Genomic DNA, 24,833 nt, shown 5'->3' with positions numbered 1-24,833 from the left:
CGCATGGAGATACCGACCACGCGTGCCCCCCGAATCGGAGTGATGGGCGGGACGTTCGATCCGATCCACCACGGGCACCTGGTCGCGGCGAGCGAAGTCGCGCACTCCTTCGACCTCGATGAGGTTGTGTTCGTCCCCACGGGGCACCCCTGGCAGAAGTCGAACGTCTCCCCGAGCGAGCACCGGTATCTGATGACCGTGATCGCCACGGCATCCAACCCGCAGTTCACGGTGAGTCGGGTCGATATCAACCGTGAAGGCCCGACCTACACGATCGACACACTCCGTGAACTCAAGACCGCGCGTCCCGACGCTGAGCTGTTCTTCATCACGGGAGCAGATGCCGTAGCGCAAATTCTCAGTTGGAGGGACCATGATGAACTGTGGGAACTGGCTCATTTTGTCGCGGTATCACGCCCAGGACATGTTCTGAGCACTGATGGGCTTCCGAGTGAGAACGTCAGCCAGCTGGAGGTTCCGGCCCTCTCGATCTCCTCGACCGCGTGCCGTGAGCGAGTGAATGAGGATCAGCCGGTCTGGTACCTCGTTCCCGACGGAGTCGTTCAGTACATCGCAAAGCATCATCTGTATCGGAGCAAGGCATGAGCACAAGGGATCAGCAGGGCGATCAGCCGCTGACCCGCAAACAGCTGCGGGAGATCCGTCTCACGGGCGCTACGCCGGTGATCGGTGAAGAAGAGGCAGCGGCTGCCGCGAAGAAAGCTCGACCGACACCTGCCGTACCGGTGCCGAAACCTGCCGCGCCCGTCGAGGTGCCGCCCGCGCCCGTCGATGCCGCTCAGGTCGATACACACTCCACTCCGCTGACGCGGCGCCAGGCCAGGGCGCAGGAGCGCATTCGCACCGCGTCTGTACCGGTGATCCAGCCGGAAGAGCAGAACGAGACGCCAGAGGTTCAGGAGCCGGACGAGAGCGAGAACGAGAACGAGCTGGTCTCGGAGATCCCGTCGTTCGCGCCGGTGTCTGCGAAGCCTGTTGATGCTTCTGCGGATGAGTCCGCTTCCGCGGATGATGTTGAAGAAGAGTCGGATGCCGCGGCGGACGAAGAGACGGCATTCGAAGCTGATGTCGACGCAGAATCTGACGATTTCAGCACTGTGTTCGGTGTCAGTGAAGAAGAAGCTGAAGAGGAAGACGCAGAGCAGGACGACATCGGTGAGGGCGATGAGCTCCCCGTTGCTGATGCCGTCATCACCGGCGAGCGTCCTGTCGTCAGCCCGACGTTCGGCAAGGAGCTCTTCGAAGAGAAGGCCGGCAAGGGCGATGTTCCTTCATTCAGCCCGTCCTTCGACGAGCTCATCACCTCGGACTCCGGCGGTTCGAATCGTGCGCCCAACACCCTGATCTTCACGCACCCGGGGGCGAGCTCGCTCTCTGGTCCGGTGGCGTCGACGGGCGAGCTGCTGATCACGGGCAGTTATGAACTCCCGCAGGGGCTCGGTTCGCACGGGCATGCTCACGGTGCTGCTGACGGCAAGGAAATCGATGCGACTCTCATCGACAAAGAGCTGCCGCCGGCATCTTCTCCCACGCCGATCGCGGCAAGCTCCGCGATCAGCACGCTCAAGCCTGCCGGTGAGGTCATCCGACCCCCGGCGCCCGAAAAGGGCAACAAACTCATGCTGACATTGGCGATCACGGCGGGCGGGCTCGCGCTTGCTCTCGCCGTTGCGCTGGTCGTCGCCTTCACCACGAATGTGTTCGGATGATGCAATCACCTCAGACCGCTGAAGCCATGCTGAAGATCGCGGCCGATGCCGCGGTGTCCAAGGGCGGGGAAGACCTCGTCGCGTTGAACGTGTCGGAGCCGCTTCCGCTCGTCGACATCTTCCTCATCGTCACAGGAAACAGCGAGCGCAACGTCGCCGCGATCGCCGACGAGATCGAAGACAAGCTCCTCGAAGCGGGTCACAAGCGCGTGCGCCGTGAAGGTCGCGCCGAGGCGCGGTGGGTGCTGCTCGATTTCGGTGATCTGGTCGTGCACGTCTTCCACGGCGAAGAGCGCGTCTACTACGGCCTGGAGCGGCTCTGGAAGGACTGCCCTGTCGTTCCGTTCGAGCTCTCCGATGCCGCTGAGCGCGTCTGAGATGACCACGCATCTGCTCACCGGCGCCGGATCCGGCATCGGTGCGGCACTCGCGCGGCGTCTGCTCGAGCGCGGTGATGATCTTGTGCTCATGGCGCGGGATGCTGGTCGTGCTCGCACTCTCGCCGAGCGCTTCCCGGGGGCTTCGACACTTGTAGGCGATCTGGCAGAGCCAGGGCGCCTGTCGTGGGCGTTGTCGAAGCAGCAGCTGCCAAGGCGCATCGACTCTCTCATCCATGTGGCGGGCGTTGTCGACCTAGGGCTCGTGTCAGATCTGTCGCCCTCTGTGTGGGAACGTCAACTCGCGGTGAACCTGATGGCGCCGGCCGAGCTCACCAGGCTGCTGCTGCCCTTGTTGCGCGTGTCACGCGGACAGGTGCTGTTCGTGAACTCTGGCGCAGGTCTGCGTGCACATGCCGCATGGAGCGCGTACGCGGCATCCAAGCACGGCCTCAAAGCACTGGCCGATTCGCTGCGCGAAGAAGAGGCCCAGAACAGTGTGCGTGTGACGTCGGTCTACCCAGGGCGCACAGCGACCCCGATGCAGGAACGTGTGCACCAGCAGGAGGGTGCGGAGTATGACCCCGCGCGCTTCATCGATCCTGAGTCCGTCGCCACCAGCATCCTCACCGCGCTCGACCTGCCACGTGACGCACAGATCACCGATCTGTCCGTGCGGCCTGGCGTCTGAACCAGCTCAGACCGAGCGGCGCACCGTCAGCAGGAACACGCTGTCTTCGCGTGCGAGGACGGCGTGACGCTCCGGCGGGATCGGGATGATATCGCCTTCACCGAGTTCCCATGATCGCCCCTGACCGGTGAGCCGCAGATGACCGCTCAGTACCTGCAGCGTCGCCTCGGGAGGGCTTTCGTGCTCGGGAAGCTCTGCATCGCCGAGTAACGCCACCACAGTCTGTCGGAGCACCGCATCATGTCCGCCGTAGATCGTCGTGGCTGCGCGACGCGCGGATGATCCGCGTGCCTTCTCAAGAAGGTTCTCTTGGAGCTCAGCAAGGTTCGTGTGAGTCAGTGGCGCTTCGGTCATGACCTTCTCCTCCGTCGGCATCTCCTTCATCTTCGCACCGAACGAGAAGGGGCGGTGGCTGGTCGTGCCAGCCACCGCCCCTCGCGGAACGAGAGCTCAGATGATCTGACGTCCCTCTCGTTTCGCTTCACGAGCGTCCTTGACGAAGGCTCGGATGATCATGGTGAGTGTACCGATGACGATGATCGGCCATACCAGCACGTAGGCGGTCAGCAGCAGCGTTTCCATCATGCGTCCTTTCCTGCGTATGCGTCGGTGGTCGAGGCATCCGCGACGATCTCCGTCTCAGCCGTGTCGAAGTCACCGGTGCGCTTCTTGATCAGGTCGAAATCGAACCGTTTCGTCGTGTTCATCATCGTGATGGCCACACAGACGATCGTGCTGACCGCGTAAGCGATGAGCGATCCGGACAACACCGGGTACGTGTGCAGGAATCCGATCCCGAAGGGGGCTGATACCACTGTCGCGATGCTTCCGACGATGACGGCGACCCGCAGACCGAAGAATCCGAATGCCATGAGGCCGAGCACAACGCCGATCCCGACGACCGAGAACACATCGCTGACGATGCCGAGCCCTCCTGTGAGGTCGACCCATTCGAAGCGGACCGGGAGGAAAGCGGCAAGACCTGCGATCACCGCGGCGGTGAACGCTGCGTTGGTGACGCGGTTCCAGTAGAAGCTCGAGATCACTGGGAAGACCAGTGCACCCCAGAGAGCGCCGACGAACACGAGCAGGTCGAGGATGTTGAACTGCATCGAGGCGAAGCAGAGCCCGGCCACAGTAGCCCCGACCATCGTGAGTCGACCGACCAGCAGCATCGTCTTCGGGTTGGCGTTCTTCTTGCCCGCGATGTTCTGACCGTAGATGTCGGCCATCATGATCGATGAGAGCGCCGTCATGTCGGCATCCGCTGTCGAAGAGAGCGAGCCGATGATCATGACGAAGAACAGGCAGATCAGAATCGGTGGCAGATATGTGGCCGCCATCTGCGGAATGAGGTTGTTGATGTCTCCGCTCAACGGCGAGATGCCGGCGTACAGGGCGATGACGCCCAGCATTCCGATGCCGATGATGGTTGCTCCGTAGCCGACCGTGGCGGTGATGAACGTCTTCTTGATGAGGTCCTCACGCACCGCGAACAACCGTTGGGCGATGGTCTGGTTGCCGATTGCGTAGGCGAGGACGGCGGCGATGTACGGCGCGCCCTGGTTGAAGAACGCGTCAGAGGAGAAGAAATCACCCTGCTGCGGGGTGAGGTTCTTCGCCCCCTCGACGAAGAGCGCGGGTCCACCGGCGGCGAAGAAGATCACCGGAACGATGATGGCGACGGCTCCGAGCATCGCGATGACCTGCGCGAAGTCGGTGAGCACCGAAGCGCGGAAGCCGGACCACAGTGTGTAAGCGAGCACGCCGATGGCGATCGCGACGATTCCCTGGGTGAAGGTGAACGGCGACAGCATCGCGATCAGCGCGCCACCGGCGATCAGGTTCGAGGTCAGGCTGATGACGCTGCCGAGAACGTTGGAGCCCGCGAGCATGAGCTGGCTGGAGCGTCCGTGCCGCGCGAACATGACTTCGGCGATCGTGTGCGCTTTGGGGGCGACTTTGCGGATACGGCGACCGAAGGGGTAGATGAGCAGGATCATCAGGGCACCCCAGAGCCCGTAGTGGATGGGGCCCGAGATGCCGTAGGTATAGCCCGACGTGGCGGATGCGTACATGGACGATGCCCAGATCCACGTGGCGGTCATGGACGCGGCGGAGATGCCGAACCCGATCTTGCCGCCGCCGGTCATGTAGCCGTCGGCGTTCTCTCGCTTGCGGGAGATTCGGATTGACATGTAGAGGCTGCCGCCGAAGAACAGCAGCATGAGGAATATGACGATGGGGCCGGAGAGTGTCTGGAGTTCTTGCATAGCGAACGAACCTGGGCCACTGAGACGCGCGGTGGCGCACGGACGAGTGGCCCGGGGTGCGGCTCCTTTCAGCGCTTCCGTATTTCGGGCACGCCGAATATCGACGCATCCTCAGCGGGATTCGAATGATCGCAGTTGCGCGCAGTCAGGCGCGCGTCGCGTGAGAGCGCACAATGCGCCCCCTGCCCATGCACGCATGAACATCCTTTCCACCATAGCAAAGTCTCAGCAAACTCCCGGCGAGTGCCTCTTCACGCAAAGAGCACGATCGTGTAGGCAGCGAAAAGTGCGAGGTGTGCGGCGCCGTGCATCGAGTTCACCTGCTTTGAGGTGAAAGTGGCGACCGAGAGCAGCAGCGTGACTGCGAGCAGGAGGAGATTCGCGGGAGTTTCGGCGAGGACGACTCTCTGTTCTGTCGCCATCCCGATGAGGAGAACAGCGGGAATCGTCAGGCCGACGGTGGAGACGAGTGCGCCGTGGCAGAGGTTGATGACACGCTGCATCTCACGACCAAGTGCTGCGCGAATTGCGGTGATGGATTCAGGGAGGAAGACGATCGCCGCGATGAGCACGCCGGCCAGCGCGGGCGGCGCGCCGAGTCGTCCAAGGCCGTCGTCGAGGAGAGTGGCCATGTCGTGCGACAGCAGCACGATCGGAACCGCAGTGGTGATGAGCAGGACGAGCCGGGTGAGGATCTCGGTGCGGTGCTCGCGCAAGACGTCACGGATGCTGTCGGCGCCGGCTTCAGACGTTGTTGCGGTCGTAGGAGTGAGCGCGCGATCGACTTCCGTGAAGTCGCCTGCCTGCACACCCATCTGCCGGTACAGGAAGAATCCGTAGAGCACGACTGTCATAGCGACGACAGGGATGGCCTGAGCGATGGTGAACGCGCCGCCATCCCCGATGACTGCGGGAAGGCCGAAGGCAAGGGCGATCAGGGCGATCAGCATCCCGAGATATGCGGACGTGCCGGTGCGGTTGTGCGCCATGCGGCGATAACGGATGCCACCGAGCAGCAGGGCCAGACCGACGACCAGATTCAGGATGATCATCGACACGGCCATGACGGAGTCGCGCGCGATCGTGGTGTGTTCGCCTGGTCCGAGCATGACGGCGGAGATCAGGACAACCTCGATCATCACGATCGACAGAGTGAGTACGAGCGAACCGTAGGGGTCGCCGAGGCGGCGAGCGAGTGCCTCAGCCTGTGTGACGACACCGAAAGCGCACACGAGGATCACTGCGACGATGATCACGAGTGCGACGACGAGCAATGGCGCTGGCGCCGGCGGGCGGAGCAGGGGACCAGCCAACAGCAGAGCGCCGAAGGCACCCCAGCCGACAGCGATCCGGACGAGGTCGGATACGGTGATGAACCGGGTGAGATTTCTCATGGACGGGACTCCGTGCGGGGCCGTCCCCATCTGAGTCCTCCGTCGAGGGTCGTCCCTCACAGCATACGAAGAAATCCCGCGATCTCTCACGGGATTCTTGGTGGACCTGAGGGGACTCGAACCCCTGACCCCCTGCATGCCATGCAGGTGCGCTACCAGCTGCGCCACAGGCCCATCTTGCTTCCCCGGTTCAATGGGGCAACTCGAAAAGAATACAACACCCTACGCAGTGGGCGCGAATCGCCATGAAGCCGGGCGGGTCTGCGGGAACAGTCCCGTCGAGGCGCGCGTTGTCACAGATATGGAACCCAGAGAGAGCATCGTCATCGGTGCAGGCCAGGCAGGCCTCTCAACGTCCTTCCACCTCACGCGTCTGGGTATCGATCACCTTGTGCTCGATGCGAACCACGCGCCTGGCGGTGCGTGGCAGCATCGGTGGGATGCGCTCACCATGAGGGACGTGCACGGCGTCGCTGAGCTCCCAGGAGCAGAAGCCCCCGCACGTGATGCGCAGCGCGCAAATCTTGCGGTACCGGCATCCTTCGCCGATTACGAACGCGACTACGAGCTTCCGATCCTCCGGCCGGTCCATGTGGATCGCGTCACCGATGACGACGGCATCCTCGTCGTGCATGCGGGTGAGCGAGAGTGGCGCACGCGCACTGTCGTGAACGCCACCGGAACGTGGACGCAGCCGTTCCTTCCGCACTACCCGGGCATGGAGACGTTCCTCGGCGAACAGCTGCACACGATCGACTATCCGGGCCCGGACCACTTCCGTGGCAAGCGCGTGCTGATCGTCGGCGGAGGTGCATCAGCGGTGCAGTTCCTCGGCGCGCTGGCTCCCATCACCGATACGCTGTGGGTCACTCGCCGGGAACCGGTCTGGCGTGTCGACGATTTCACTCCGGAAGCCGGGGCCGCGGCTGTCGCACTCGTCGAGCAGCGCGTCGCACAGGGCCTGCCGCCGCAGAGTGTCGTGGGCGTCACAGGACTGATGCTTCGTGAGCAGGAGCGGGAGGCCGAACGGCTCGGTGCGTACGACGATCGCCGACCGATGTTCCAGAGCATTGAACCTGACGGTGTGCGCTGGGCTGACGGCTCGTTCGAACGCGTGGATGTGATCCTCTGGGCGACCGGCTTCCGCCCCGCTATCGGTCACCTGGCACCGCTGCGCCTGCGCACCGAGGCCGGTGGCATCCAGCTCGATCGTCGCGGCCGCGGAACGACCGCGGTGAAGGACCCGCGCATCCAACTCGTCGGTTACGGACCGTCTGCCAGCACCATCGGCGCGAACCGCGCGGGACGCACAGCGGCCAAGGGCGTACAGAACGCGCTGTCACAGAGTCGTGCCATGAGCAGCTGACACGGTTAGCCTGGAGCCATGTCTCGCGTCATCGTCTTCGGCGGCCACGGTCGCATCGCTCTGCTCCTTGCTCCACTCCTGGTCGCCCGCGGAGACGAGGTCACGTCGGTCATCCGCAACCCCGCCCACGTCGGTGACGTCGAGGGCACCGGGGCAGCCGCACTCGTCGCTGACCTCGAACAGCTCGACACGGGGGCGATCTCCGACCTCGTCCGCGGGCATGACGCCGTTGTCTGGTCGGCGGGAGCCGGAGGAGGGGACCCGAAGCGCACATACGCCGTTGATCGCGACACCGCGATCAGATCGATGGATGCCGCGTCTGCAGCGGGCGTCGACCGCTACGTCATGGTGTCCTGGTTCGGATCGACCGCAGACCACGGCGTTCCAGAGCAAGACTCGTTCTTCCCGTACGCGGATGCGAAGTGGGCGGCAGATGAGCACCTGCGCAGCACGGACCTCAGAGCGACGATACTCGCCCCCGGCGCGCTCACCTTCGACGACCCGACCGGTCGCATCGAGCTCGACGCACCCGACCGCAGCAAGGTCGCACGCGCCGATGTCGCCGCGGTCATCGCGGCGACGCTGCAACAGCCCCTGACGATCGGACGCACGATCCGATTTGGCAATGGCACGGCAGAATCAGCCGAGCCGATTGCCGACGCACTCAAGCGCTGATGCCGTCGGCTCCGCGCCAAGCGCTGAGCAGACGACGACGCAGCACATTGCCGCGTTCGGCGAACTCACGCTGACGACGCACGTACTCGGCTTTGCCCTCTGCGGTCTCGATCGGCACCGGGATCACACCCCAGTCCGACAGGTCGTACGGTGCCGCCTCCATATCGAGCAGACGAATGTCGCGCGCGAGCTCGAACGTGTCGAGCAGCAGTTCTCCCGGAACGAGCGGACCGAGCTTCATCGCCCACTTGTACAGGTCCATACCCGCGTGAAGGCAACCAGGCTGTTCGTGCGCGGGCTGGTCGGCACGGGTGAGCGGCAGTCGGTTGCGCGGCACCGCATTGGGCGTGAAGAAGCGGAACGCGTCGAAGTGCGTGCAACGAAGATCGTGTGCCTCTACAACAGCATCCGTCTCGGCCTGCCCCAGGCGCAGGGGAGCGGAGTGACGGTGCTCATCCTCGCGGTAGACCATTGCCCATTCGTGGAGTCCGAAGCATCCGAACTGTCCGGGGCGCGCGGCCGTACGGCGCAGGATGCGTTCGATGAGGTCCGCGAGCGCCGACTTCTCGTTCGCGAATGCCGCAGCGTTGGGAATGACTGATCCGGAGGCAGAACCTTGCGCATACCAGCGCCATTCTTCGCGCTCTGGGGCATCCTCGATCTGGACACCCGCGCCGGGATGCCAGCGTCGCAGCTGCGAAGGCGAATGCGAGTAGTAGGTGAACAGAAAATCCCAGACCGGATGCTTTTCGCCCCGTGACGCACGCTCGCGGTGCGCGGCGGTGAGAGCATCGGCGCGCTGCTGGTGGGCGCGCTCGCGCGCTGTCCAGGTTTCACGTCCGAGCGAGATCATTCGTCGTGCAGTCAGTGCAGAATGCCCACGGCCGTGAGCTTCTCACGGAGGCCAGCGCCATCGGACGCAGCAACCCAGGGCGCGGAATCCGCCGAGTGATCGTCGGCTGCCGCGCGTCCACCGGCGAGCATCGCCTCGGCGGTGGAGAGCTGACGGATGGCGACGCCGGTGACCGAGTCAGGATGTTCGGCCATGAACTCGGTGTAGATCGCCTCATCGTGCTGGCCGTCATCGCCGATCAACAGCCATCTCACGTTCGGGAACTCTTCGGCGAGCCGGCGCAGATTGCTGAGCTTGTGGTCACGACCGCTGCGGAACCAGCGGTCGTGCGTCGGGCCCCAGTCGGTGAGCAGCATCGAGCCCCGAGGGAACAGGTGGCGGCTCATGAAACGACTGAGGGTGGGAGCGACGTTCCATGCTCCGGTGGACAGGTAGATCATGGGGGAACCCGGATGCTGACGCATGAGTTGCTCGAGCAGGACTGCCATGCCGGGAACGGGGATCCGGGCGTGCTCATCGACGACGAAGGAGTTCCACGCCGCGATGAACGGGCGGGGGAGAGCCGTCACCATCACCGTGTCGTCGATATCGGAGACAACGCCGACCTTGACATCATCGCCGACGATGAACGTCGTGCCCTCGACGGGCTCCTGACCCTCGACCACCATGGTGAAGCTCTGCCACCCCGGGGCGAGGTCAGCTTCGAGCACGACATCGACCACCCCGCCACGGTCGGCGACCACTTCGTGTGTGCGCCCGGCGATCGTGATGCTCACTCGGGCGGAGCCCACCGGGATTCCGACGAAACTGCGCCATCCCCGCACTGAGCCGTACTGTCCATCCGCCCCGCGTCGGCGTGGGGGGACGATCAGCACTCGGCCGAGCACACGGGTCCATCCGGTGCCGCCGTAGCCGGCGAATGGAAGAACAGTCGCGGTGCGTCCACGACGGCGTGCGCGGCTTTCGCGCCACGCATGCACTCGACGCTCCAGGCGCGCGAACCAGTGGATTCTGGTCTTGGGGGGACTGTCTTCAGACATCCACTCAGTCTTTCATGTCGCGCGGCGTGCTCTCGTCTGGTCCCGGGGGGCGCATGTGGCGAGCTTCCCATTTCTGCAGGATCTTCTTGGCGAAGAAGAGCACCAGAACGAAGAGCACGATCACGCCGACGAAGAGATATCCCGCGAAGTGCACGCGGTCGACGAGTTCGCGGAATCCGCCGGCTGCGAGCGAAGCGATGCTCACGTATGCGACGGCCCACAGCACGCACGCGGGTGCAGTCCAGGCGAGAAAACGGCGGTAGGAGTACTCGCTCATGCCGACAGTGAGCGGGACGAGGGAGTGCAGCACCGGGAGGAACCGAGAGAGAAAGATGGCGAGCCCACCGCGCCGCTGCAGGTAGATCTCTGCGCGCGTCCAGTTCTTCTCGCCGATCTTGTGCCCGATCCAGGAGCGCTGGATGCGTGGGCCGAGCCATCGACCGAGCCAGAAGCCGATGCTTTCGCCTATGAGTGCGCCGATGACAACCGCGATCGCGAGCGCGATGGCCTCGACGGGGCCGTCGACTCCCATCGATGCGATGATCACGATCGTGTCGCCGGGGACGATCAGCCCGATGAGGATGCTGGTCTCCAGCATCACCGCGAGACCGGCGATGAGTGTGCGGGCAATGGGATCAACGGCCTGCACGGCATCCAGAAGCCAGAGCAGGAAGTCGTCCACCCACATGAGGATACGCACCTTACGCTGAGATCGTGCCTCACGATCTCCTGCTCGCCGCCCGCCGCGTGGAAACGAGTGCGGATCTTGCGCTCGTGTTCGCTTCTCTGGCAGCGGACAGCGCCGACGTCTTCTGGTTGGATGCTGGCGCGGGAGCCACCGAAGGGTGGAGCATCCTCGGTATCGGCCAACCGGATGCTGAGGGGCCGGGGAGCGTGCGAATCGATGTTGATTCGGGGGAGGCGGATGATCTGCCCCCGTTCCGCGGAGGCTGGATCGGCTGGCTCGACTACGAATCAGGCGCCGCCGCAGCGGGCGCGCCGACGGGCCTTTCCGAGGGCGGCGCTGCATGGTTGCGGGTGAGCGCGGCGACAGCTGTGAACCACGCGACCGGCGCCGTCTGGGAACTCGGCGAGCCGCTGGTCACGAGCGACACAGCGACACCGAGGCATCCGGTGGCGGCGCCGCGTCACTTCGCTGCAGCCCGCCACACTCCGGTCGAGTACGCGTCGCTGATCGAGCGCTGCCGTGACGCGATTCGTGCGGGGGACGCTTACCAACTGTGCTTGACGACGCGATTCAGCGTCACAGGAGCTCACGATCCCATTGAGACCTACCTGCGTCTGCGTGAGGTCACTCCGGCGCATCACGGCGGATTCATCCGAATCGGTGACAGGGCTCTGCTCAGCGCGAGCCCCGAGACCTTTCTGCACGCGTCCGGTGGACGCATCCGCACTCGTCCGATCAAGGGCACCCGCCCGCGCGGGACAGATGAGGAGTCGGACACCGCCCTGGCCGCCGAGCTCCTCGCAAGCGCCAAAGAGCGCGCTGAGAATGTCATGATCGTCGATCTCATGCGCAACGACCTCTCGCAGATATGCGAACCCTCATCGATCCGGGTCGAGGGACTGTGGGAGGTGGAGTCCTATCCCGCCGTGCACCAGCTCGTGAGCACAGTGAGCGGTGTGCCGAAGGCAGGACTGACCGTGCAGAGGCTGTGGGATGCTGTCTTCCCAGCAGGGAGCATGACCGGGGCACCGAAACTGTCTGCGATGACACTGCTGCACGAGCTCGAGGCAGGTCGCCCGCGCGGCGTCTACAGCGGATGCTTCGGCTATATCGGCGCGGATGGTGCGATCGATCTGGCGATGGTGATCCGCAGCATCGTCATAAGTGAGCACAGTGCTGTCATCGGCGCGGGTGGAGGGATCACCTGGGGGTCGATCGCTGCCGATGAGGTCGATGAAGTGGCGACCAAGGCGAGGGCGCCATTGGCGGCTCTCGGCGCCGAGCTTCCTGAAGAGTGGCGTGGCGACTGATCCGATATCCTGGAACTTCTTGACTGTTCGTCACGCCGCTTCCTGAGATTGGCCGTTCGTTGTCTGAAATCCACGCTTCCTCCACCGAGGCCACCGACGAGTCACAGTCGGTGCACGCCATCCAAGCCAAGTGGCAGAAGTACTGGGCCGACAACGATACGTTCCTCGCCGGCGGCGCGGACGACACGCGCCCGCGCAAATACGTGCTGGCGATGTTCCCCTACCCCTCGGGTGATCTGCACATGGGGCACGCCGAGAACTACCTCTACTCCGACATCGTCGCGCGTTTCTGGCGCCACCGGGGGCACAACGTGCTCAACCCCATCGGTTGGGACTCCTTCGGTCTGCCCGCTGAGAACGCCGCGATCCGTCGCGGCGCAGACCCGCGGGAGTGGACGTACCAGAACATCGACCAGCAGAAGTCGGCTTTCAAGTCATACGGCGTCTCGTTCGACTGGTCGCGCGAACTGCATACCTCTGACCCGGAGTACTACCAGTGGAACCAGTGGCTGTTCCTGCAGCTGCACGAGCGCGGGTTGGCGTACCGCAAGAAGAGTCCGGTCAACTGGTGTCCGAACGACCAGACGGTGCTGGCGAACGAACAAGTCGTCGACGGTCGCTGCGAACGCTGCGGCGCCGAGGTCATCAAGAAGAAGCTGACCCAGTGGTACTTCAAGATCACCGACTATGCGGACCGGCTGCTCGATGACCTCAACCAGCTCGAGGGTCGCTGGCCCCATCGCGTGCTGCAGATGCAGCGCAACTGGATCGGTCGCTCTGTCGGTGCAGACGTGGACTTCCGCATCGAAGGGCGCGATGAGCCGATCACTGTCTTCACGACCCGTCCTGACACTCTGCACGGCGCAACGTTCTTCGTGGTCGCGCCGGATGCGGACCTCGCTACTGAACTCGTCGCGACATCGTCGCCGCAGGCGCAGGAGTGCTTCCGCAGCTACCTGGCCGATGTGCAGAAGACGACCGACATCGACCGTCAGTCCAGCGACCGCCCGAAGACCGGCGTGTTCCTGGAGCGCTTCGCAATCAACCCTGTGAACGGCGAGAGGCTGCCGATCTGGGCTGCCGATTATGTGCTCGCAGACTACGGTCATGGTGCGGTCATGGCTGTGCCTGCGCACGATCAGCGTGACCTCGACTTCGCGCGTGCCTTCGACCTACCGGTCAAGGTGGTCGTTGACACCACGGCGCCCGTCACCGGCGCGATGCCCGTCATCGATGTCGACGACGACGGTGTGCCGATCGAGCCCGCCGATGACCAGCATCCCTCGGTCACCGGAATCGCGCTCTCTGGCGAGGGGCGCATGATCAACTCGGGTGATTTGAACGGCCTGTCCAAGCGCAATGCCGTCGCTCGTACGATCGAGCAGCTCACCGCTGCCGGCACCGGCCGCGCTGCCAAGAACTACCGCCTGCGCGACTGGCTGATCTCCCGCCAGCGCTTCTGGGGTACTCCGATCCCGATGCTTCACCACGAAGACGGTTCGGTGACCCCGGTACCTGCAGATCACCTGCCGGTCAGGCTGCCGAGCGTCAAGGGCCTCGACCTCTCACCGAAGGGCTCGTCGCCGCTGGGCGCCGCAGAGTCGTGGGTACGCACTGTCGACCCGGTCTCTGGTGACCCGGTGCTGCGCGATGCCGACACGATGGACACCTTCGTCGACAGCTCCTGGTACTTCTTGCGGTACTTGTCTCCGAACAGCGATCAGTTCGCCTTCGACCCGGCCGAGGCGGCGCGATGGGCTCCCGTCGACACTTACGTCGGCGGTGTCGAGCACGCGATCCTGCACCTGCTCTATGCGCGCTTCATCACCAAGGTCCTGTTCGACATGGGACTGATCGACTTCACCGAGCCGTTCAGCAGCCTGATCAACCAGGGCATGGTGATTCTGAACGGCGCGAAGATGTCCAAGAGCAAGGGCAACCTCGTGCTCTTCGAAGATGAGCTCGGCGCGTACGGAGCTGACGCCGTGCGCGTCGGTATGGCCTTCGCGGGTCCTGTGGAAGACGAGAAGGACTGGGCGGATGTCTCAATGACCGGCGCGCAGAAGTTCTTGGCGCGTGCGTTGCGACTGAGCCACCAGGTCTCGAGCCCGGTCGATGTTCTGTTCAAGGACGGCGACGCCGTGCTCCGTCGCGGCACGCATAGATTGCTCGCCGATGCTCCGGCACTCGTCGAGCAGACCAAGTTCAACGTTCTGGTCGCCCGCCTCATGGAGCTGGTGAACCTCACTCGCAAGACCGTCGACACCGGCGCGGGTGCTGCTGATCCTGCCGTGCGCGAAGCATTGGAGACTGTCACGGTGATGCTCGACCTCATCGCCCCGCACACCGCGGAGGAGATGTGGGAAGCGCTCGGACACGAGCCGTCGGTAGGTCTTGTGACCTGGCGTCAGGCGGACCCGGCGCTCCTCGTCGAAGACACGATCACCGCTGTCGCGCAGGTGAACGGAAAGGTGCGGGCGCAGCTCGAAGTGCCGGCGAAGATCACGGCGGACGAGCTTGAAGCGCTCGCTCGCGGCGATGAGCGCGTCATCCGCGCGATCGGTGACAAGGAGATCGTCAAGGTCATCGTCCGCGCCCCGAAGCTGGTGAACTTCGCCGTCAAGGGCTGACTCGCGTCCCCGGTGCCACGCGCCGTCGACTCGTTCTGCACATCTGACGCGCTTGCGAAGTTGTTCGGGATGCCGTCGTTCGACGGGTTCGGACGCGTTCATCGCCGTAGCGTGGCGGGGTGCCAGCCCGTGATTCCGCGCCTGCGACCCCCGCGCGGTCGCGTCTGCGGCTGAGCATCGGCGCGGCGGTTGTGCTTGGCCTGGTCGTGCTTTCCGGTGCCGTGGGTCTCGGGATCATGCGCGGCCAGGCGCAGCCGTCACAGACGGTGCAGATCGCAGCCGAGGAGGGGGCCGAAGACGCCGTCGAGGGTGGCGAGCTGTACGTGCATGTACTCGGGCAGGTCCAGCAACCTGGACTCTACGTACTCGAGTCGGATGCGAGAGTAGTGGATGCTCTCGCTGCCGCCGGCGGCACTCTCGACGATGCAGATCTGCAGGCTGTCAACCTCGCCCGTCTCCTGAGCGACGGCGAGCAGCTGGTCGTTCCTATGATCGGTGCAGCAGCAGAAGGAGGAGGGTCAGGCGTCGTCGGAGATGACCTCATAGATCTCAACAACGCCGACCAGGCGGAGCTCGAGACTCTGCCGCGCATCGGCCCGGCGATCGCGCAGAGAATCATCGAGTGGCGCGAGACCAACGGGCGCTTCGGATCGGTTGACGATCTGCTCGCTGTGTCGGGCATCGGTGAGAAGCTGCTCGCGGGCGTTCGGGACTTGGTGCGGGTGTGAACGGCGGCACCCGCGTGCGTGATCTGCGACTCGTGCCGCTGGCTCTCCTCATCTGGGGTATTGCTCTGCTGTGCGTTTTCGTGCCAGAGATCTCCTGGTGGGTGGTGGGAGTCGCCGGCATCGGTGGTGTGATCGCGCTGCTGTTGATGTGGCGGCGAATGGATGGCGCTCGCCCGCAGGGAGGGCTTGCTGCCGTGATCCTTCTCGGGATGTCGGCCGTGGCGATGACTGCGGGCTTCGCGGTACCGCAACGCGACGCTGCCACTGAGCTCAGTGGGCGGGTCATCGAGGTGGTCGGTGAGATCTCGTCCTCATCATCGAAGGGTGCTGATGGTCGGCTCTGGTTCGACGTGCAGACGATGCGAGCAGGCACGCTCGGTGCACCGGAGCCGCTCTCGGTGCCGATCCGCGTCGGAGTCGACCCGGAGAGCGGGCTCGATCTCGGGGCTGTCATCCGGATCGCGGGAGACACGATGGCGACTGATCCGGGTGAACGGGCAGTGCTCGTGGTCTTCGGGATGCGGGTCGAGATAGTGCAACCTGCTCAGGGCGCGTTCGGTATCGCCGCTCAGGTGCGGGAGGACTTCGTCGAGCGTGCCACGAAGCTTCCTGAACCGGGCGCTGGCCTCCTGCCCGGGCTCGCTGTCGGCGACACCAGGGCAGTGACCGAGGAGCTCAATGCGGCGATGCTCACCAGCGGTCTGAGCCATCTGACCGCCGTCTCCGGCGCAAACTGCGCGATCGTCGTGGGCGCCGTCTTCTGGCTGGTCGGACTGTGCGGGGGCGGACGCGCACTGCGCGTGGTGCTGGCGCTGGCTGCGCTGGCAGCATTCGTCGTGCTCGTCACGCCTGAGCCGAGCGTCATTCGAGCTTCAGTGATGGCTGCGCTCGCGATGCTGACGCTGCTCTGTGGAAGGCCGGGTGCCGGTGTGGGAGTGCTGTGTCTTGCTGCAGCCGGCATTCTCATCTCCGACCCGTGGCTCGCAGCCACGCCGGGCTTCGCGCTGTCGGCGGCCGCAACCGCAGCGCTGATCGTTCTCGCGCCGCCGCTCGCCAGGGGAATGTCGCGATGGATGCCGCAGCCGCTGGCCCTCGCGATCGGCATTCCGGTCGCGGCCCAGCTGGCGTGCGGCCCGATCATCGCGCTGTTCGCCGAGCAGCAGTCGATCATCGGCATCCCGGCGAACATGCTCGCAGATCCAGTGGCTCCCATCGCGACGGTCGTGGGGCTGCTGGCCTGTCTTGCCGCTCCGATCCCACCGCTGGCGGATCTGCTCGCCGCATCCGCCTGGCTGCCCGCCGCATGGATCTCGGCGACGGCGACGGTGTCGGCTGCGGTGCCAGGGGGGACAGTCCTGGTGCTGCCGGGGATCGGCGCGGCGCTCGTCGTTGCGATGCTGAGCGTCGCAATCGGTTTCTTGCTCGCCGGCACTACGCCGTTCGCGGGTGCGCTGGCACGTTGGGCGCGGATCGCGTCTGTCGGCGTGGTGGTCGTAGCGAGCGGATTGCTCGGAGCGCGGGTGCTGCTCACAGGCCCGCTCGTAGGCGTCACCGTTCCGCAGTCTTGGTCGATCTCCGCCTGCGACGTCGGCCAAGGCGATGCGCTCGTCTTGCGTTCTGAAGAGCGCATTGCGCTCATCGATACCGGGATGGAGCCCGAACCCCTGTTGACGTGTCTGAGCGCTCTCGGCGTCGACCGCATCGATCTGCTGGTCCTCACACACTTCGATGCCGACCACGTCGGTGCGGCGGGGAGCGTGGTCGGCAGGGCTGACACGGTGCTCCACGGGCCCACGGCGTCATCGGATGAACGCCACCTGCTCGAGGACTTCGAAAGCGCGGGAGCGCGGGTGGTATCGGCATCTGCGGGGATGCAGGGCAGTCTGGGCGGCGCGCAGTGGCGTGTACTGTGGCCGCGCCCCAACTCTGCAGCGTTCCCAGCGGGCAATGACGCGAGCGTCGTGCTGGAGTTCGATGGCGGGGGAGTTCCGCGCTCGCTGTTCCTCGGTGATCTCTCCGCGGTGCCGCAGAGAATGCTCACCGCGAGTCTGCACGGGAACTACACGGTGGTGAAGGTCGCCCATCACGGCAGTGCAGACCAGGATCCAGGTCTGTATGCGGCAGCCCATCCCCGCGTCGCGATCTTCAGCGCAGGCGCCGACAACGATTACGGACATCCGAGAACGGAGACGATTGACATCACCGCGTCCTTGGGCGCGCTCACGCTGCGAACCGATCAGCAGGGGCGAATCCTGATCGGCCTCGATGGTGAGGCTCTGACGGTGTGGACAGAGCGCAATGACGCCCCCGGCGGGGCGGATGATGTCGGCGACGCCGAGTAGGCTCTTACTCATGGCCGCACCTCGTTCCTCAGCTCGTGGCGGCGCGAAGGCGACGAAGGTCGCGCAGGTGTCCTGGCGCGAGCCTCGACCTGCTCCTGTCGTCCTCGTCTCGGGCCCAGAAGAAGTCTGTGCGGAGCGTGCGACCGCGGGGATCCGCGACTATCTGCGGGCCGAAGATCCGGCGCTCGAGGTCAGTGACGTTCGCGCCGACGATTACGCTCCAGGAACACTGCTTGCGCTCACGTCACCATCGCTGTTCGGCGAACCGCGGTTGGTACGGGTCTCCGGCGTCGAGAAATGCACGGATGCCTTCATTCAAGAGGCTGTCTCGTATCTCGAGCACCCGCAGGAGGGTGCGACCGTGATCCTGCGCCACACCGGAGCGAGCGTGCGCGGTAAGAAGCTGCTCGATGCCCTGCGAGGCGGCTCAGGCGGCGGCATCGAGATCGCGTGTCCGACGATCAAACGCGATAGTGACCGGGTCGACTTCGCTGCTGGCGAGTTCAAGGCCGCCCGCCGCAGAATCGCCCCCAACGCCCTGCGAGCACTCGTCTCTGCCTTTGCCGACGATCTCACCGAGCTCGCCTCCGCGTGCCAGCAGCTGCTCCGCGACGTCGACGGCGACATCAGTGAGGAAACGGTCAACAAGTACTACGGCGGCCGCGTCGAGGTCTCGGCCTTCGTCGTCGCCGACACCGCGATCGCCGGTCGCTATGGTGAAGCGCTCGTGGCGCTGCGGCACGCGCTCGACTCCGGTGCTGATCCGGTGCCGATGGTCGCGGCTTTCGCCATGAAACTGCGAACGATGGCCCGGGTTGCCGGTCAGCGCGAACCCAGTCGCAGTCTCGCCCAGAGGCTCGGGATGAAGGACTGGCAGGTCGATCGTGCCCGTCGCGATCTGAGCGGGTGGAATGAACGATCGCTCGGTCTTGCGATTCAGGCGACGGCCAGAGCCGATGCTGAGGTGAAGGGCGCGGCTCGCGATCCGATCTTCGCACTGGAGCGGATGGTTGCTGTCATCGCCACTCGCACGCCGTTCGGCGAATGAACACCGAAGGCCCGTTCCCTTGAGGGGAACGGGCCTTCGAAATTCAGTGTGAGAACTGAGCTCAGAGAGCAGCAACCTGCTTGGCAAGCGAAGACTTGCGGTTCGCGGCCTGGTTCTCGTGGATGACGCCCTTGCTGACGGCCTTGTCGAGCTTCGTCGACGCCACCTGCAGGGTTGCCGATGCGACAGCCTTGTCACCGGAGGCGATGGCCTCGCGGGTCTTGCGGACATGAGTCTTGAGCTCGGACTTGACGGCCTTGTTGCGCAGGGTCGCCTTCTCGTTGGTCTTGATGCGCTTGATCTGCGACTTGATGTTTGCCACGCGTGGAAACTTTCGTTCAGGGATGGATGGAGTGTGTCGTAAGCAGGAAGAGGGCTGCTGTCCGACGGTCGTGAGGGATAAACCCACACGCAAGCCAAGAATCAAGTCTACCAGGTCTGCGGACTTTCCTTTGCCCGCCTCTCGCGCTGAGCGATTCGGATGCGGCAAGCTGGGCATACCCGAGCAAAGGAGCTCTGTATGACGGATGCGTCGATTCCGACCTTCCACGTGCCTGCGGGAATCCGCTGGTCTGCAGCGACAGCGGCTTTTCAAGTGGAAGGAGCCCGAACCGCTGACGGACGCGGAAGATCGATCTGGGATGACTTCGTCGATACACCGGGGCGCGTGCTCGATGGGTCCGCTGCAGAGCCCGGGCCCGAGAGCTACCACCGGGCGCCCCAGGATATTGCCCTGCTCCGCACTCTCGGCGTCGACCGGTACCGCTTCTCGATCTCGTGGGTGCGTGTGCAGCCGGACGGGGTGGGTGCCGCATCCACGGCGGGGATCGCCTACTACGACCGACTCGTCGACGGTCTGCTCGAGGCCGGCATCACACCATTCCCGACGCTCTATCACTGGGATCTGCCTTCCATGCTCGAAGCGGAAGGAGGATGGCTCGCCCGCGACACCGCAGAGCGTTTCGGAGAGTACAGCACGATCGTCGCGCAGGCTCTGGGCGACCGGGTCAAGGACTGGTACACGATCAACGAACCGGTCTCGACCTCGCTGCAGGGTTATGCGATCGGCGAGCTCGCCCCCGGCAAGCAGCTGCTGTTCGGCTGCCTTCCCACCGTTCACCACCAACTGCTCGCGCACGGTCGTGCTGTTGCCGCGCTGCGGGCGCACGGTGCGCAGAGCGTCGGCATCGTGAACAACCACACCTGGGTCAGGCCCGCGGCCGATACGGATGCTGATCGCACTGCCGCTCATCTGTACGACCTCATCCACAACAGACTCTTCGCTGAGCCCGTACTCACCGGCAGCTATCCGGATCTTTCGCCCTTCGGGGCGGAGATGCCGATTCAGGAGGGCGATATGCAGGCGATCGCCGCGGCATCCGATTTCTATGGCGTGAATTTCTACAATCCAACGACGATCGCGGCTGCGCCCGAGGGCGCGCCGGTTCCGTTCGTTCAGGTGCCGACTCCCGGTGCGAAGCACACCGGATTCGGCGAGCTGTGGCCGGTTGAGCCCGCCGCGCTCACCGCATTCCTTGTCGATGCGAAGAAGCGCTACGGCGACGCGCTGCCGCCGATCATCATCGGGGAGAACGGCGCTTCATTCCCCGAACCCGACAAGACCGATTCGCGTATCGACGATAGTGACCGGGTGTCATATGCTGCGGGCCACATCAGTGCGGTGGCGGATGCGGTGGCGCAGGGCGTCGACGTCGAGGAGTACACCGTGTGGAGCCTGCTCGACAACTTCGAATGGGCCGAGGGCTTCACCCAGCGCTTCGGTCTCGTGCACGTCGATCAGGAGACTTCCGTGCGCACGCCCAAGGCCTCGTTCGAGTGGTACCGCGCTCTCATCGCAGGCACGCGATGAGTGGTGTGCCCGCACGACAGGGCCTCTCGCCACGAAGCGGCAGAGTCGGTGGCGCGTGGATGACGCTGTTCGGCCTGGCGTGGCTGGCGGTGTGGACGGTTCAGCTGACCCCTGTCCAACTGCTCCTGCCGCTGCAACTGGACACACCCGGCGGGCCCGCAGACTGGATCACCGGCGTCATCTGGTCGGGACTCATTCTCTCGATCGGCGGACTGGCAGGTGTGATCGCGGGGCCGCTGGCAGGGGCGCTCTCTGACCGCACGCGTTCCAGGTGGGGGCGACGTCGGCCCTGGATGATCGGCGGGTCGCTGCTGACGGCGGCATCGTTGCTCTTGACCGGTTCCGCAACCGACCCGGTTGCCGTCGGCGCAGCCTGGGTCGGCGTATCGATCGGCGTGGCGGTGGTCTCCGCGTCGCTGACCGCCATGATCGCCGACCAGATCTTCGCGCAGCGCGGCGCGGCATCGGCCCTTGTGAGCTCCGCGCAGGCCGTCGGAATCGTCGTCGGAGTGGGTGCTGTGGTGCTGCTGGGCTTGGGCATCGGGGCGAGTTACGTCGCACTGGCAGGATTCATCCTCGTCGTCGGCATCGGAACCGCGTTGTTGCTGCCGGATCCGAAGGCCGCGCACACCATCACGCCCTCGGCGCAGCAGACGTGGCGCGAGCGACTCGGTGCACTGCAGGACCGCAACTTCGGGTGGGTGCTCGCCAGTCGTCTCACCGTGAACCTCGGAAACGCGCTCGGCACCGCGCTGCTGCTGTTCTTCCTGCTGTACGGCGTCGGGTCGCCCGCTGACCGCGCAGAGGACGACCTTCTGGTGCTCATCGTGATCTATACGGTCTTCGTCGTCGCGGCATCCATCATCGCCGGATCGATCTCCGACCGCACGGGAAAGCGGAAGTCCATCGTGATCATCGCGGCGCTCGTGCAAGCGCTCTCGGCGGTGATGATCCTGATCTCGCCCACCTTCACCGGTACCGCCATCGCAGCCGGCGTCATGGGTGTCGGATACGGCGCGTACATGGCAGTGAGCCTCGCGCTTGCCACCGATCTGCTCCCGCGTCCAGAGCATCACGCACGTGATCTGGGTGTGGTGAACGTCTCAGCGAACCTCGGTCAGCTGCTGGGGCCGCTGCTGGGCGCCGCACTTGTGGCACTGGTGGGCGGATTCTGGCTGCTCTTCCTCACTGCAGGAGTGCTGTCTGTCCTCGGCGGGATCATGACGATCGCAGTGCACCCTGCGACTGCGTCGCCTGGTTCTGAAGAGTTGCCACAGCCAGATCCAGCAGCGCGTTGAAGACTCGTGGCCGCATCGCGGTCACGAGGTGCGAGGTGCGAGGCACGACGATGAGCTCGGAATGCGGAGTGAGCCGCTGGAAGAGGCGCTCCTGCATCCGCAGCTGATCGAACTGTCCGTTGATCCACCACAGCGGCATGTGCAGGCGTCGCAGGTCCGCGGCGAGTTCGAGCCCGCCGAGGCTGGCGAGGGCGAGATCCTGCGCGTCGAGCGCGTAGCCGCCGGCGCCGAAGTCCGGTCTGGTGTCGTCGGGGAGAGTAGCTGCGAGCACGCGGTTCGTCAGCCACATGCCCTGATCGGGCAGGGCGTTGAAGGTTCGCGCGAACGTGCGATACGTCGCAAGAGCCGCGCCGCGCGGAAACGAGGTGCACGATGCGCCGATGAAACCGGCGACGGGGGGAGCAGCTTCGGCTCCCGCATAAGCGACCGAGACCAGGCCTCCCATGGAATGGCCGACGAGGAGCACGGGACCTCTGGCCGCGGCATCCTGAACGGCCTCATCGACGGTTGTGAACGCGCCGTCGAGGGTGAAGGGCTCCGCCATGCGTGATCCATGACCCGGGAGGTCAACCGCAACGGCGGGGATGTCGCGCTCGGCAAGATGCTCGAGCTGTGAACGCCACATGGTGCGAGACGTGCGGATGCCGTGGACGAGGACGACCTGGATACTCACAGCTCCAGCATACGAGCCGCTGGAACACGAAAAAGCGGGGCCGCAGGTAGAACCTGCGACCCCGCCTTCACTGTCGAAGTATTACTTCTCCCAGCCCATGTCCTCAACGGGCTGGACGCCGAAGCCGTCCAGGCCCACGTAAGGCTCAGGGGTGAGGTTGGCAAGACCGGTCTTGACAGCCGAGATCGACGGGCCGTTGTAGAGCGGGATGAGGCCCCACTCCTGGAAGATCTCCGCCTCGAGCTTCATGGCTGCGGCCGTCTGCTCGTCAGCGGTCGTCAGCGACTCGACCTCGTCGTGGATGCGCTGGTCCATCTCAGGCGTCTGGACGCCGGAGAGGTTCAGGCCCATGTCCATGCAGTACAGCTGGCAGAACCAGGCAGCACCGAACGGGTCGGACGAGGTGAAGCGCAGGGACGCGATGTCCCAGTTCTTCGAGGTGTAGTCGTTCGAGAAGTCGGTCGACGGGCGAACGTCGATCTGAACGTCGATGCCGACAGCCTTCTCCTGTGCCTGCAGAGCCTTCGCAAGCGCTTGGATCGTCGGGTCATCGCTGAAGATGGGGTACACGACAGACAGCTTCTCGCCGTCTTTCTCGCGGATGCCGTCTTCGCCCTCGACCCAGCCAGCCTCGTCTAGCAGCTTCTTGGCGGCGTCGGGGTCGAACTTCCAGCCGGCCTCGGACAGTGCGTCCTCGTAGCCGGGCTGGAACGGGAACAGCGTGAGGGAGCCGGCGGGCGCCTCTTCGTAGTCAAGACCGTTCCAGGCGATCTCCTTCTGCTGGTCGATGTTGACAGCCTTGAAGAACGCCTCGCGGACCTTGACATCCGCGAACTGCGGCTTGTCGGCGTCAACCTCGAGCAGGGTGCTCGCGGTCTGCGTGGAGCGGTAGATGGTGATGTCCTTCATGTCCTTGACCTGCTCCATGCGGTCCTTGGTGCCGACACCGACCATGTCGATCTCGTCAGCCTTGAACGCGTTCATGGCAGCCGAAGCCTCGAGTGCGGTGAAGGAGACCTTGTCGAGCAGCGGCTCGTTGCCCCACCACTCGGGGTTGGGCACGAACGAGACGTAGCCGGCGTTGGCGTCGAACTCGTCGATCATGTACGGGCCTGCGCCCCACTCAGCGTGCGGGTCGCCGATCATCGCCTCGTTGAAGGTCGCCGGGTCGTTCAGTGCGGGGTGGATGATGCCCGTGAGGAACGGCATCTCCGGCCAGGCGAACTCGCCGTCGAACGTGACGATCGCGGTCTTCGCGGTGTCTCCCTGCTCAACCGAGGCGATGTTCTTGTAGCCGTCGGTCGCATTCGGGTTGAACTCTTCGTTCGTGCCGTTGTTGGCCTTCCACGTCGCCTCGATGGCGGTCCAGTCCATCTGGGAGCCGTCGTTCCAGTGCGCCTCATCCGTGAAGGTGAAGGTGATCTGGGTGTTGCCGTCGACCGTGTCGATCTTCCACTCGTCGAGGTACGCGTCGTTCTTGTACGGGGTGCCGTCATCCTTCTGCAGCAGGATCTGCGGCATGTACCACGCGGCGATGCGGGCAGTGTCGGCAGAACCATCTCCGTTGAAGGCGTTCAGCTGCTCTGGGATCTCGTTGATCGCGAAGCGGGCTTCCCCGCCCGTCTTCAGGTTCTCGCGAGGCTGCGGGTTGTAGTCCGAGGCTTTCGTCTCGACGGGCGTGTTGCCGCTGTCACCGTTGCTGCCGGTGTCAGCTGCACAGCCCGCAAGGGCGAGTGCGAGGGCTCCGCTGAACGCGAGCGCCCCCATCAGCTTGTGCTGCTTCATGGTGCTCCTTTCGCCTTTCGGCGTGTCATAAGGCGAGAATAGTTCGCACGGTGGCCGAATTC

23 protein-coding genes and 1 tRNA gene are annotated in these 24,833 nt (G+C 64.7%); 13 read left to right on the top strand and 11 right to left on the bottom strand.

Going from position 1 to position 24,833, the window contains the following annotated elements:
- Positions 1 to 3: 3 nt before the first annotated feature.
- The 4 genes from nadD to ACTU6U_RS12060 are packed head-to-tail and all read left to right on the top strand — an operon-like array spanning position 4 to position 2,798.
- Positions 4 to 606, top strand: a complete 603-nt coding sequence (nadD, locus tag ACTU6U_RS12075; RefSeq protein WP_443469355.1) for a nicotinate-nucleotide adenylyltransferase — start codon at positions 4 to 6, stop codon at positions 604 to 606.
- Positions 603 to 1,730, top strand: coding sequence for a hypothetical protein (locus ACTU6U_RS12070; RefSeq protein ID WP_443469354.1), 1,128 nt, complete (start codon positions 603 to 605; stop codon positions 1,728 to 1,730). Before nadD ends, ACTU6U_RS12070 begins: the two co-directional genes overlap by 4 nt.
- A complete protein-coding gene (gene rsfS, locus ACTU6U_RS12065) occupies positions 1,727 to 2,107 on the top strand; it encodes a ribosome silencing factor (RefSeq protein WP_443469353.1) in 381 nt (126 codons plus the stop codon). Before ACTU6U_RS12070 ends, rsfS begins: the two co-directional genes overlap by 4 nt.
- Before the next feature lies 1 nt (position 2,108).
- A complete protein-coding gene (locus ACTU6U_RS12060) occupies positions 2,109 to 2,798 on the top strand; it encodes an SDR family oxidoreductase (RefSeq protein ID WP_443469352.1) in 690 nt (229 codons plus the stop codon).
- A gap of 6 nt (positions 2,799 to 2,804) precedes the next feature.
- Here the strand turns inward: ACTU6U_RS12060 and ACTU6U_RS12055 are convergent, their stop codons facing one another.
- The 5 genes from ACTU6U_RS12055 to ACTU6U_RS12035 all read right to left on the bottom strand — a co-directional run bounded on the left by ACTU6U_RS12055 (position 2,805) and on the right by ACTU6U_RS12035 (position 6,639).
- On the bottom strand, positions 2,805 to 3,152 hold the full coding sequence (locus ACTU6U_RS12055; RefSeq protein ID WP_443469351.1) for a cupin domain-containing protein: 348 nt from the start codon (positions 3,150 to 3,152) through the stop codon (positions 2,805 to 2,807).
- A 96-nt stretch (positions 3,153 to 3,248) separates the two neighbouring features.
- Entirely contained in the window at positions 3,249 to 3,383 is a 135-nt protein-coding gene (locus ACTU6U_RS12050) for a putative transporter small subunit (protein WP_443469350.1), read from the bottom strand.
- The gene (locus tag ACTU6U_RS12045) at positions 3,380 to 5,071 is read right to left on the bottom strand and encodes a sodium:solute symporter family protein (RefSeq protein WP_443469349.1); all 1,692 of its coding nucleotides are present in this window, start codon (positions 5,069 to 5,071) and stop codon (positions 3,380 to 3,382) included. The genes ACTU6U_RS12050 and ACTU6U_RS12045 overlap by 4 nt, the downstream gene beginning before the upstream one ends.
- 251 nt (positions 5,072 to 5,322) lie before the next feature.
- A complete protein-coding gene (locus ACTU6U_RS12040; RefSeq protein ID WP_443469348.1) occupies positions 5,323 to 6,465 on the bottom strand; it encodes a calcium:cation antiporter in 1,143 nt (380 codons plus the stop codon).
- 98 nt (positions 6,466 to 6,563) lie between these two features.
- Positions 6,564 to 6,639: transfer RNA gene (locus ACTU6U_RS12035), tRNA-Ala, on the bottom strand.
- A 127-nt stretch (positions 6,640 to 6,766) separates the two neighbouring features.
- Between ACTU6U_RS12035 and ACTU6U_RS12030 the strand changes: the two genes are divergently transcribed.
- Positions 6,767 to 7,831, top strand: a complete 1,065-nt coding sequence (locus ACTU6U_RS12030) for an NAD(P)-binding domain-containing protein (RefSeq protein WP_443469347.1) — start codon at positions 6,767 to 6,769, stop codon at positions 7,829 to 7,831.
- 18 nt (positions 7,832 to 7,849) lie between these two features.
- Positions 7,850 to 8,506, top strand: a complete 657-nt coding sequence (locus ACTU6U_RS12025) for an SDR family oxidoreductase (protein WP_443469346.1) — start codon at positions 7,850 to 7,852, stop codon at positions 8,504 to 8,506.
- On the opposite strand, the gene ACTU6U_RS12020 is transcribed toward ACTU6U_RS12025, so the two are convergent.
- From ACTU6U_RS12020 to ACTU6U_RS12010, 3 genes are read right to left on the bottom strand one after another with little or no spacing between them, the layout of a single operon-like run.
- The gene (locus ACTU6U_RS12020; RefSeq protein ID WP_443469345.1) at positions 8,496 to 9,359 is read right to left on the bottom strand and encodes a 3-methyladenine DNA glycosylase; all 864 of its coding nucleotides are present in this window, start codon (positions 9,357 to 9,359) and stop codon (positions 8,496 to 8,498) included. The two genes, ACTU6U_RS12025 and ACTU6U_RS12020, sit on opposite strands and share 11 nt — an antisense overlap.
- Before the next feature lie 11 nt (positions 9,360 to 9,370).
- Complete coding sequence (locus ACTU6U_RS12015) at positions 9,371 to 10,399, bottom strand: App1 family protein phosphatidate phosphatase (RefSeq protein WP_443469344.1); 1,029 nt, start codon at positions 10,397 to 10,399, stop codon at positions 9,371 to 9,373.
- Positions 10,400 to 10,403: 4 nt separating this feature from the next.
- Positions 10,404 to 11,081 carry a DedA family protein gene (locus tag ACTU6U_RS12010; protein WP_443469343.1) on the bottom strand — a complete coding sequence of 226 codons (678 nt, stop codon included), beginning with the start codon at positions 11,079 to 11,081 and terminating at the stop codon, positions 10,404 to 10,406.
- A 32-nt stretch (positions 11,082 to 11,113) separates the two neighbouring features.
- On the opposite strand from ACTU6U_RS12010, the gene ACTU6U_RS12005 reads away from it, so the two are divergent.
- The 5 genes from ACTU6U_RS12005 to holA all read left to right on the top strand — a co-directional run bounded on the left by ACTU6U_RS12005 (position 11,114) and on the right by holA (position 19,145).
- A complete protein-coding gene (locus ACTU6U_RS12005) occupies positions 11,114 to 12,397 on the top strand; it encodes an anthranilate synthase component I family protein (protein WP_443469342.1) in 1,284 nt (427 codons plus the stop codon).
- Positions 12,398 to 12,456: 59 nt separating this feature from the next.
- Entirely contained in the window at positions 12,457 to 15,027 is a 2,571-nt protein-coding gene (leuS, locus tag ACTU6U_RS12000) for a leucine--tRNA ligase (protein ID WP_443469341.1), read from the top strand.
- Positions 15,028 to 15,146: 119 nt separating this feature from the next.
- Entirely contained in the window at positions 15,147 to 15,755 is a 609-nt protein-coding gene (locus ACTU6U_RS11995) for a helix-hairpin-helix domain-containing protein (protein ID WP_443469340.1), read from the top strand.
- Between the two features lie 14 nt (positions 15,756 to 15,769).
- A complete protein-coding gene (locus tag ACTU6U_RS11990; RefSeq protein WP_443469339.1) occupies positions 15,770 to 18,097 on the top strand; it encodes a ComEC/Rec2 family competence protein in 2,328 nt (775 codons plus the stop codon).
- A gap of 10 nt (positions 18,098 to 18,107) precedes the next feature.
- Positions 18,108 to 19,145 (top strand): DNA polymerase III subunit delta, encoded by a 1,038-nt coding sequence (gene holA / locus ACTU6U_RS11985; protein ID WP_443469338.1) that lies wholly within the window; start codon positions 18,108 to 18,110, stop codon positions 19,143 to 19,145.
- 61 nt (positions 19,146 to 19,206) lie between these two features.
- Here holA and rpsT read toward each other — a convergent pair whose 3' ends face one another.
- On the bottom strand, positions 19,207 to 19,467 hold the full coding sequence (gene rpsT / locus ACTU6U_RS11980; RefSeq protein ID WP_443469337.1) for a 30S ribosomal protein S20: 261 nt from the start codon (positions 19,465 to 19,467) through the stop codon (positions 19,207 to 19,209).
- Between the two features lie 198 nt (positions 19,468 to 19,665).
- On the opposite strand from rpsT, the gene ACTU6U_RS11975 reads away from it, so the two are divergent.
- Together ACTU6U_RS11975 and ACTU6U_RS11970 are read left to right on the top strand one after the other, a co-directional pair.
- A complete protein-coding gene (locus ACTU6U_RS11975) occupies positions 19,666 to 21,015 on the top strand; it encodes a GH1 family beta-glucosidase (RefSeq protein WP_443469336.1) in 1,350 nt (449 codons plus the stop codon).
- A 5-nt stretch (positions 21,016 to 21,020) separates the two neighbouring features.
- On the top strand, positions 21,021 to 22,313 hold the full coding sequence (locus ACTU6U_RS11970; protein ID WP_443469335.1) for an MFS transporter: 1,293 nt from the start codon (positions 21,021 to 21,023) through the stop codon (positions 22,311 to 22,313).
- Here ACTU6U_RS11970 and ACTU6U_RS11965 read toward each other — a convergent pair.
- Both ACTU6U_RS11965 and ACTU6U_RS11960 read right to left on the bottom strand, forming a co-directional pair.
- Positions 22,234 to 22,986 (bottom strand): alpha/beta fold hydrolase, encoded by a 753-nt coding sequence (locus tag ACTU6U_RS11965; RefSeq protein ID WP_443469334.1) that lies wholly within the window; start codon positions 22,984 to 22,986, stop codon positions 22,234 to 22,236. The two genes, ACTU6U_RS11970 and ACTU6U_RS11965, sit on opposite strands and share 80 nt — an antisense overlap.
- Before the next feature lie 81 nt (positions 22,987 to 23,067).
- A complete protein-coding gene (locus ACTU6U_RS11960) occupies positions 23,068 to 24,771 on the bottom strand; it encodes an ABC transporter family substrate-binding protein (protein WP_443469333.1) in 1,704 nt (567 codons plus the stop codon).
- Between the last annotated feature and the right edge of the window lie 62 nt (positions 24,772 to 24,833).

Source organism: Microbacterium zouquanmingi (genome assembly GCF_052266695.1).
Taxonomy (GTDB): Bacteria; Actinomycetota; Actinomycetes; order Actinomycetales; family Microbacteriaceae; genus Microbacterium.
The sequence above is the reverse complement of the archived record's forward strand: the minus strand, read 5'-3'. Positions and strand labels throughout refer to the sequence as shown.

Bases quoted from the DNA above. Each gene is read 5' to 3' on its own strand.
- nadD (WP_443469355.1), top strand. From the start codon at position 4: ATGGAGATACCGACCACGCGTGCCCCCCGAATCGGAGTGATGGGCGGG.
- ACTU6U_RS12070 (WP_443469354.1), top strand. From the start codon at position 603: ATGAGCACAAGGGATCAGCAGGGCGATCAGCCGCTGACCCGCAAACAG.
- rsfS (WP_443469353.1), top strand. From the start codon at position 1,727: ATGATGCAATCACCTCAGACCGCTGAAGCCATGCTGAAGATCGCGGCC.
- ACTU6U_RS12060 (WP_443469352.1), top strand. From the start codon at position 2,109: ATGACCACGCATCTGCTCACCGGCGCCGGATCCGGCATCGGTGCGGCA.
- ACTU6U_RS12055 (WP_443469351.1), bottom strand. From the start codon at position 3,152: ATGACCGAAGCGCCACTGACTCACACGAACCTTGCTGAGCTCCAAGAG.
- ACTU6U_RS12050 (WP_443469350.1), bottom strand. From the start codon at position 3,383: ATGATGGAAACGCTGCTGCTGACCGCCTACGTGCTGGTATGGCCGATC.
- ACTU6U_RS12045 (WP_443469349.1), bottom strand. From the start codon at position 5,071: ATGCAAGAACTCCAGACACTCTCCGGCCCCATCGTCATATTCCTCATG.
- ACTU6U_RS12040 (WP_443469348.1), bottom strand. From the start codon at position 6,465: ATGAGAAATCTCACCCGGTTCATCACCGTATCCGACCTCGTCCGGATC.
- ACTU6U_RS12030 (WP_443469347.1), top strand. From the start codon at position 6,767: ATGGAACCCAGAGAGAGCATCGTCATCGGTGCAGGCCAGGCAGGCCTC.
- ACTU6U_RS12025 (WP_443469346.1), top strand. From the start codon at position 7,850: ATGTCTCGCGTCATCGTCTTCGGCGGCCACGGTCGCATCGCTCTGCTC.
- ACTU6U_RS12020 (WP_443469345.1), bottom strand. From the start codon at position 9,359: ATGATCTCGCTCGGACGTGAAACCTGGACAGCGCGCGAGCGCGCCCAC.
- ACTU6U_RS12015 (WP_443469344.1), bottom strand. From the start codon at position 10,399: ATGTCTGAAGACAGTCCCCCCAAGACCAGAATCCACTGGTTCGCGCGC.
- holA (WP_443469338.1), top strand. From the start codon at position 18,108: ATGGCCGCACCTCGTTCCTCAGCTCGTGGCGGCGCGAAGGCGACGAAG.
- ACTU6U_RS11975 (WP_443469336.1), top strand. From the start codon at position 19,666: ATGACGGATGCGTCGATTCCGACCTTCCACGTGCCTGCGGGAATCCGC.
- ACTU6U_RS11960 (WP_443469333.1), bottom strand. From the start codon at position 24,771: ATGAAGCAGCACAAGCTGATGGGGGCGCTCGCGTTCAGCGGAGCCCTC.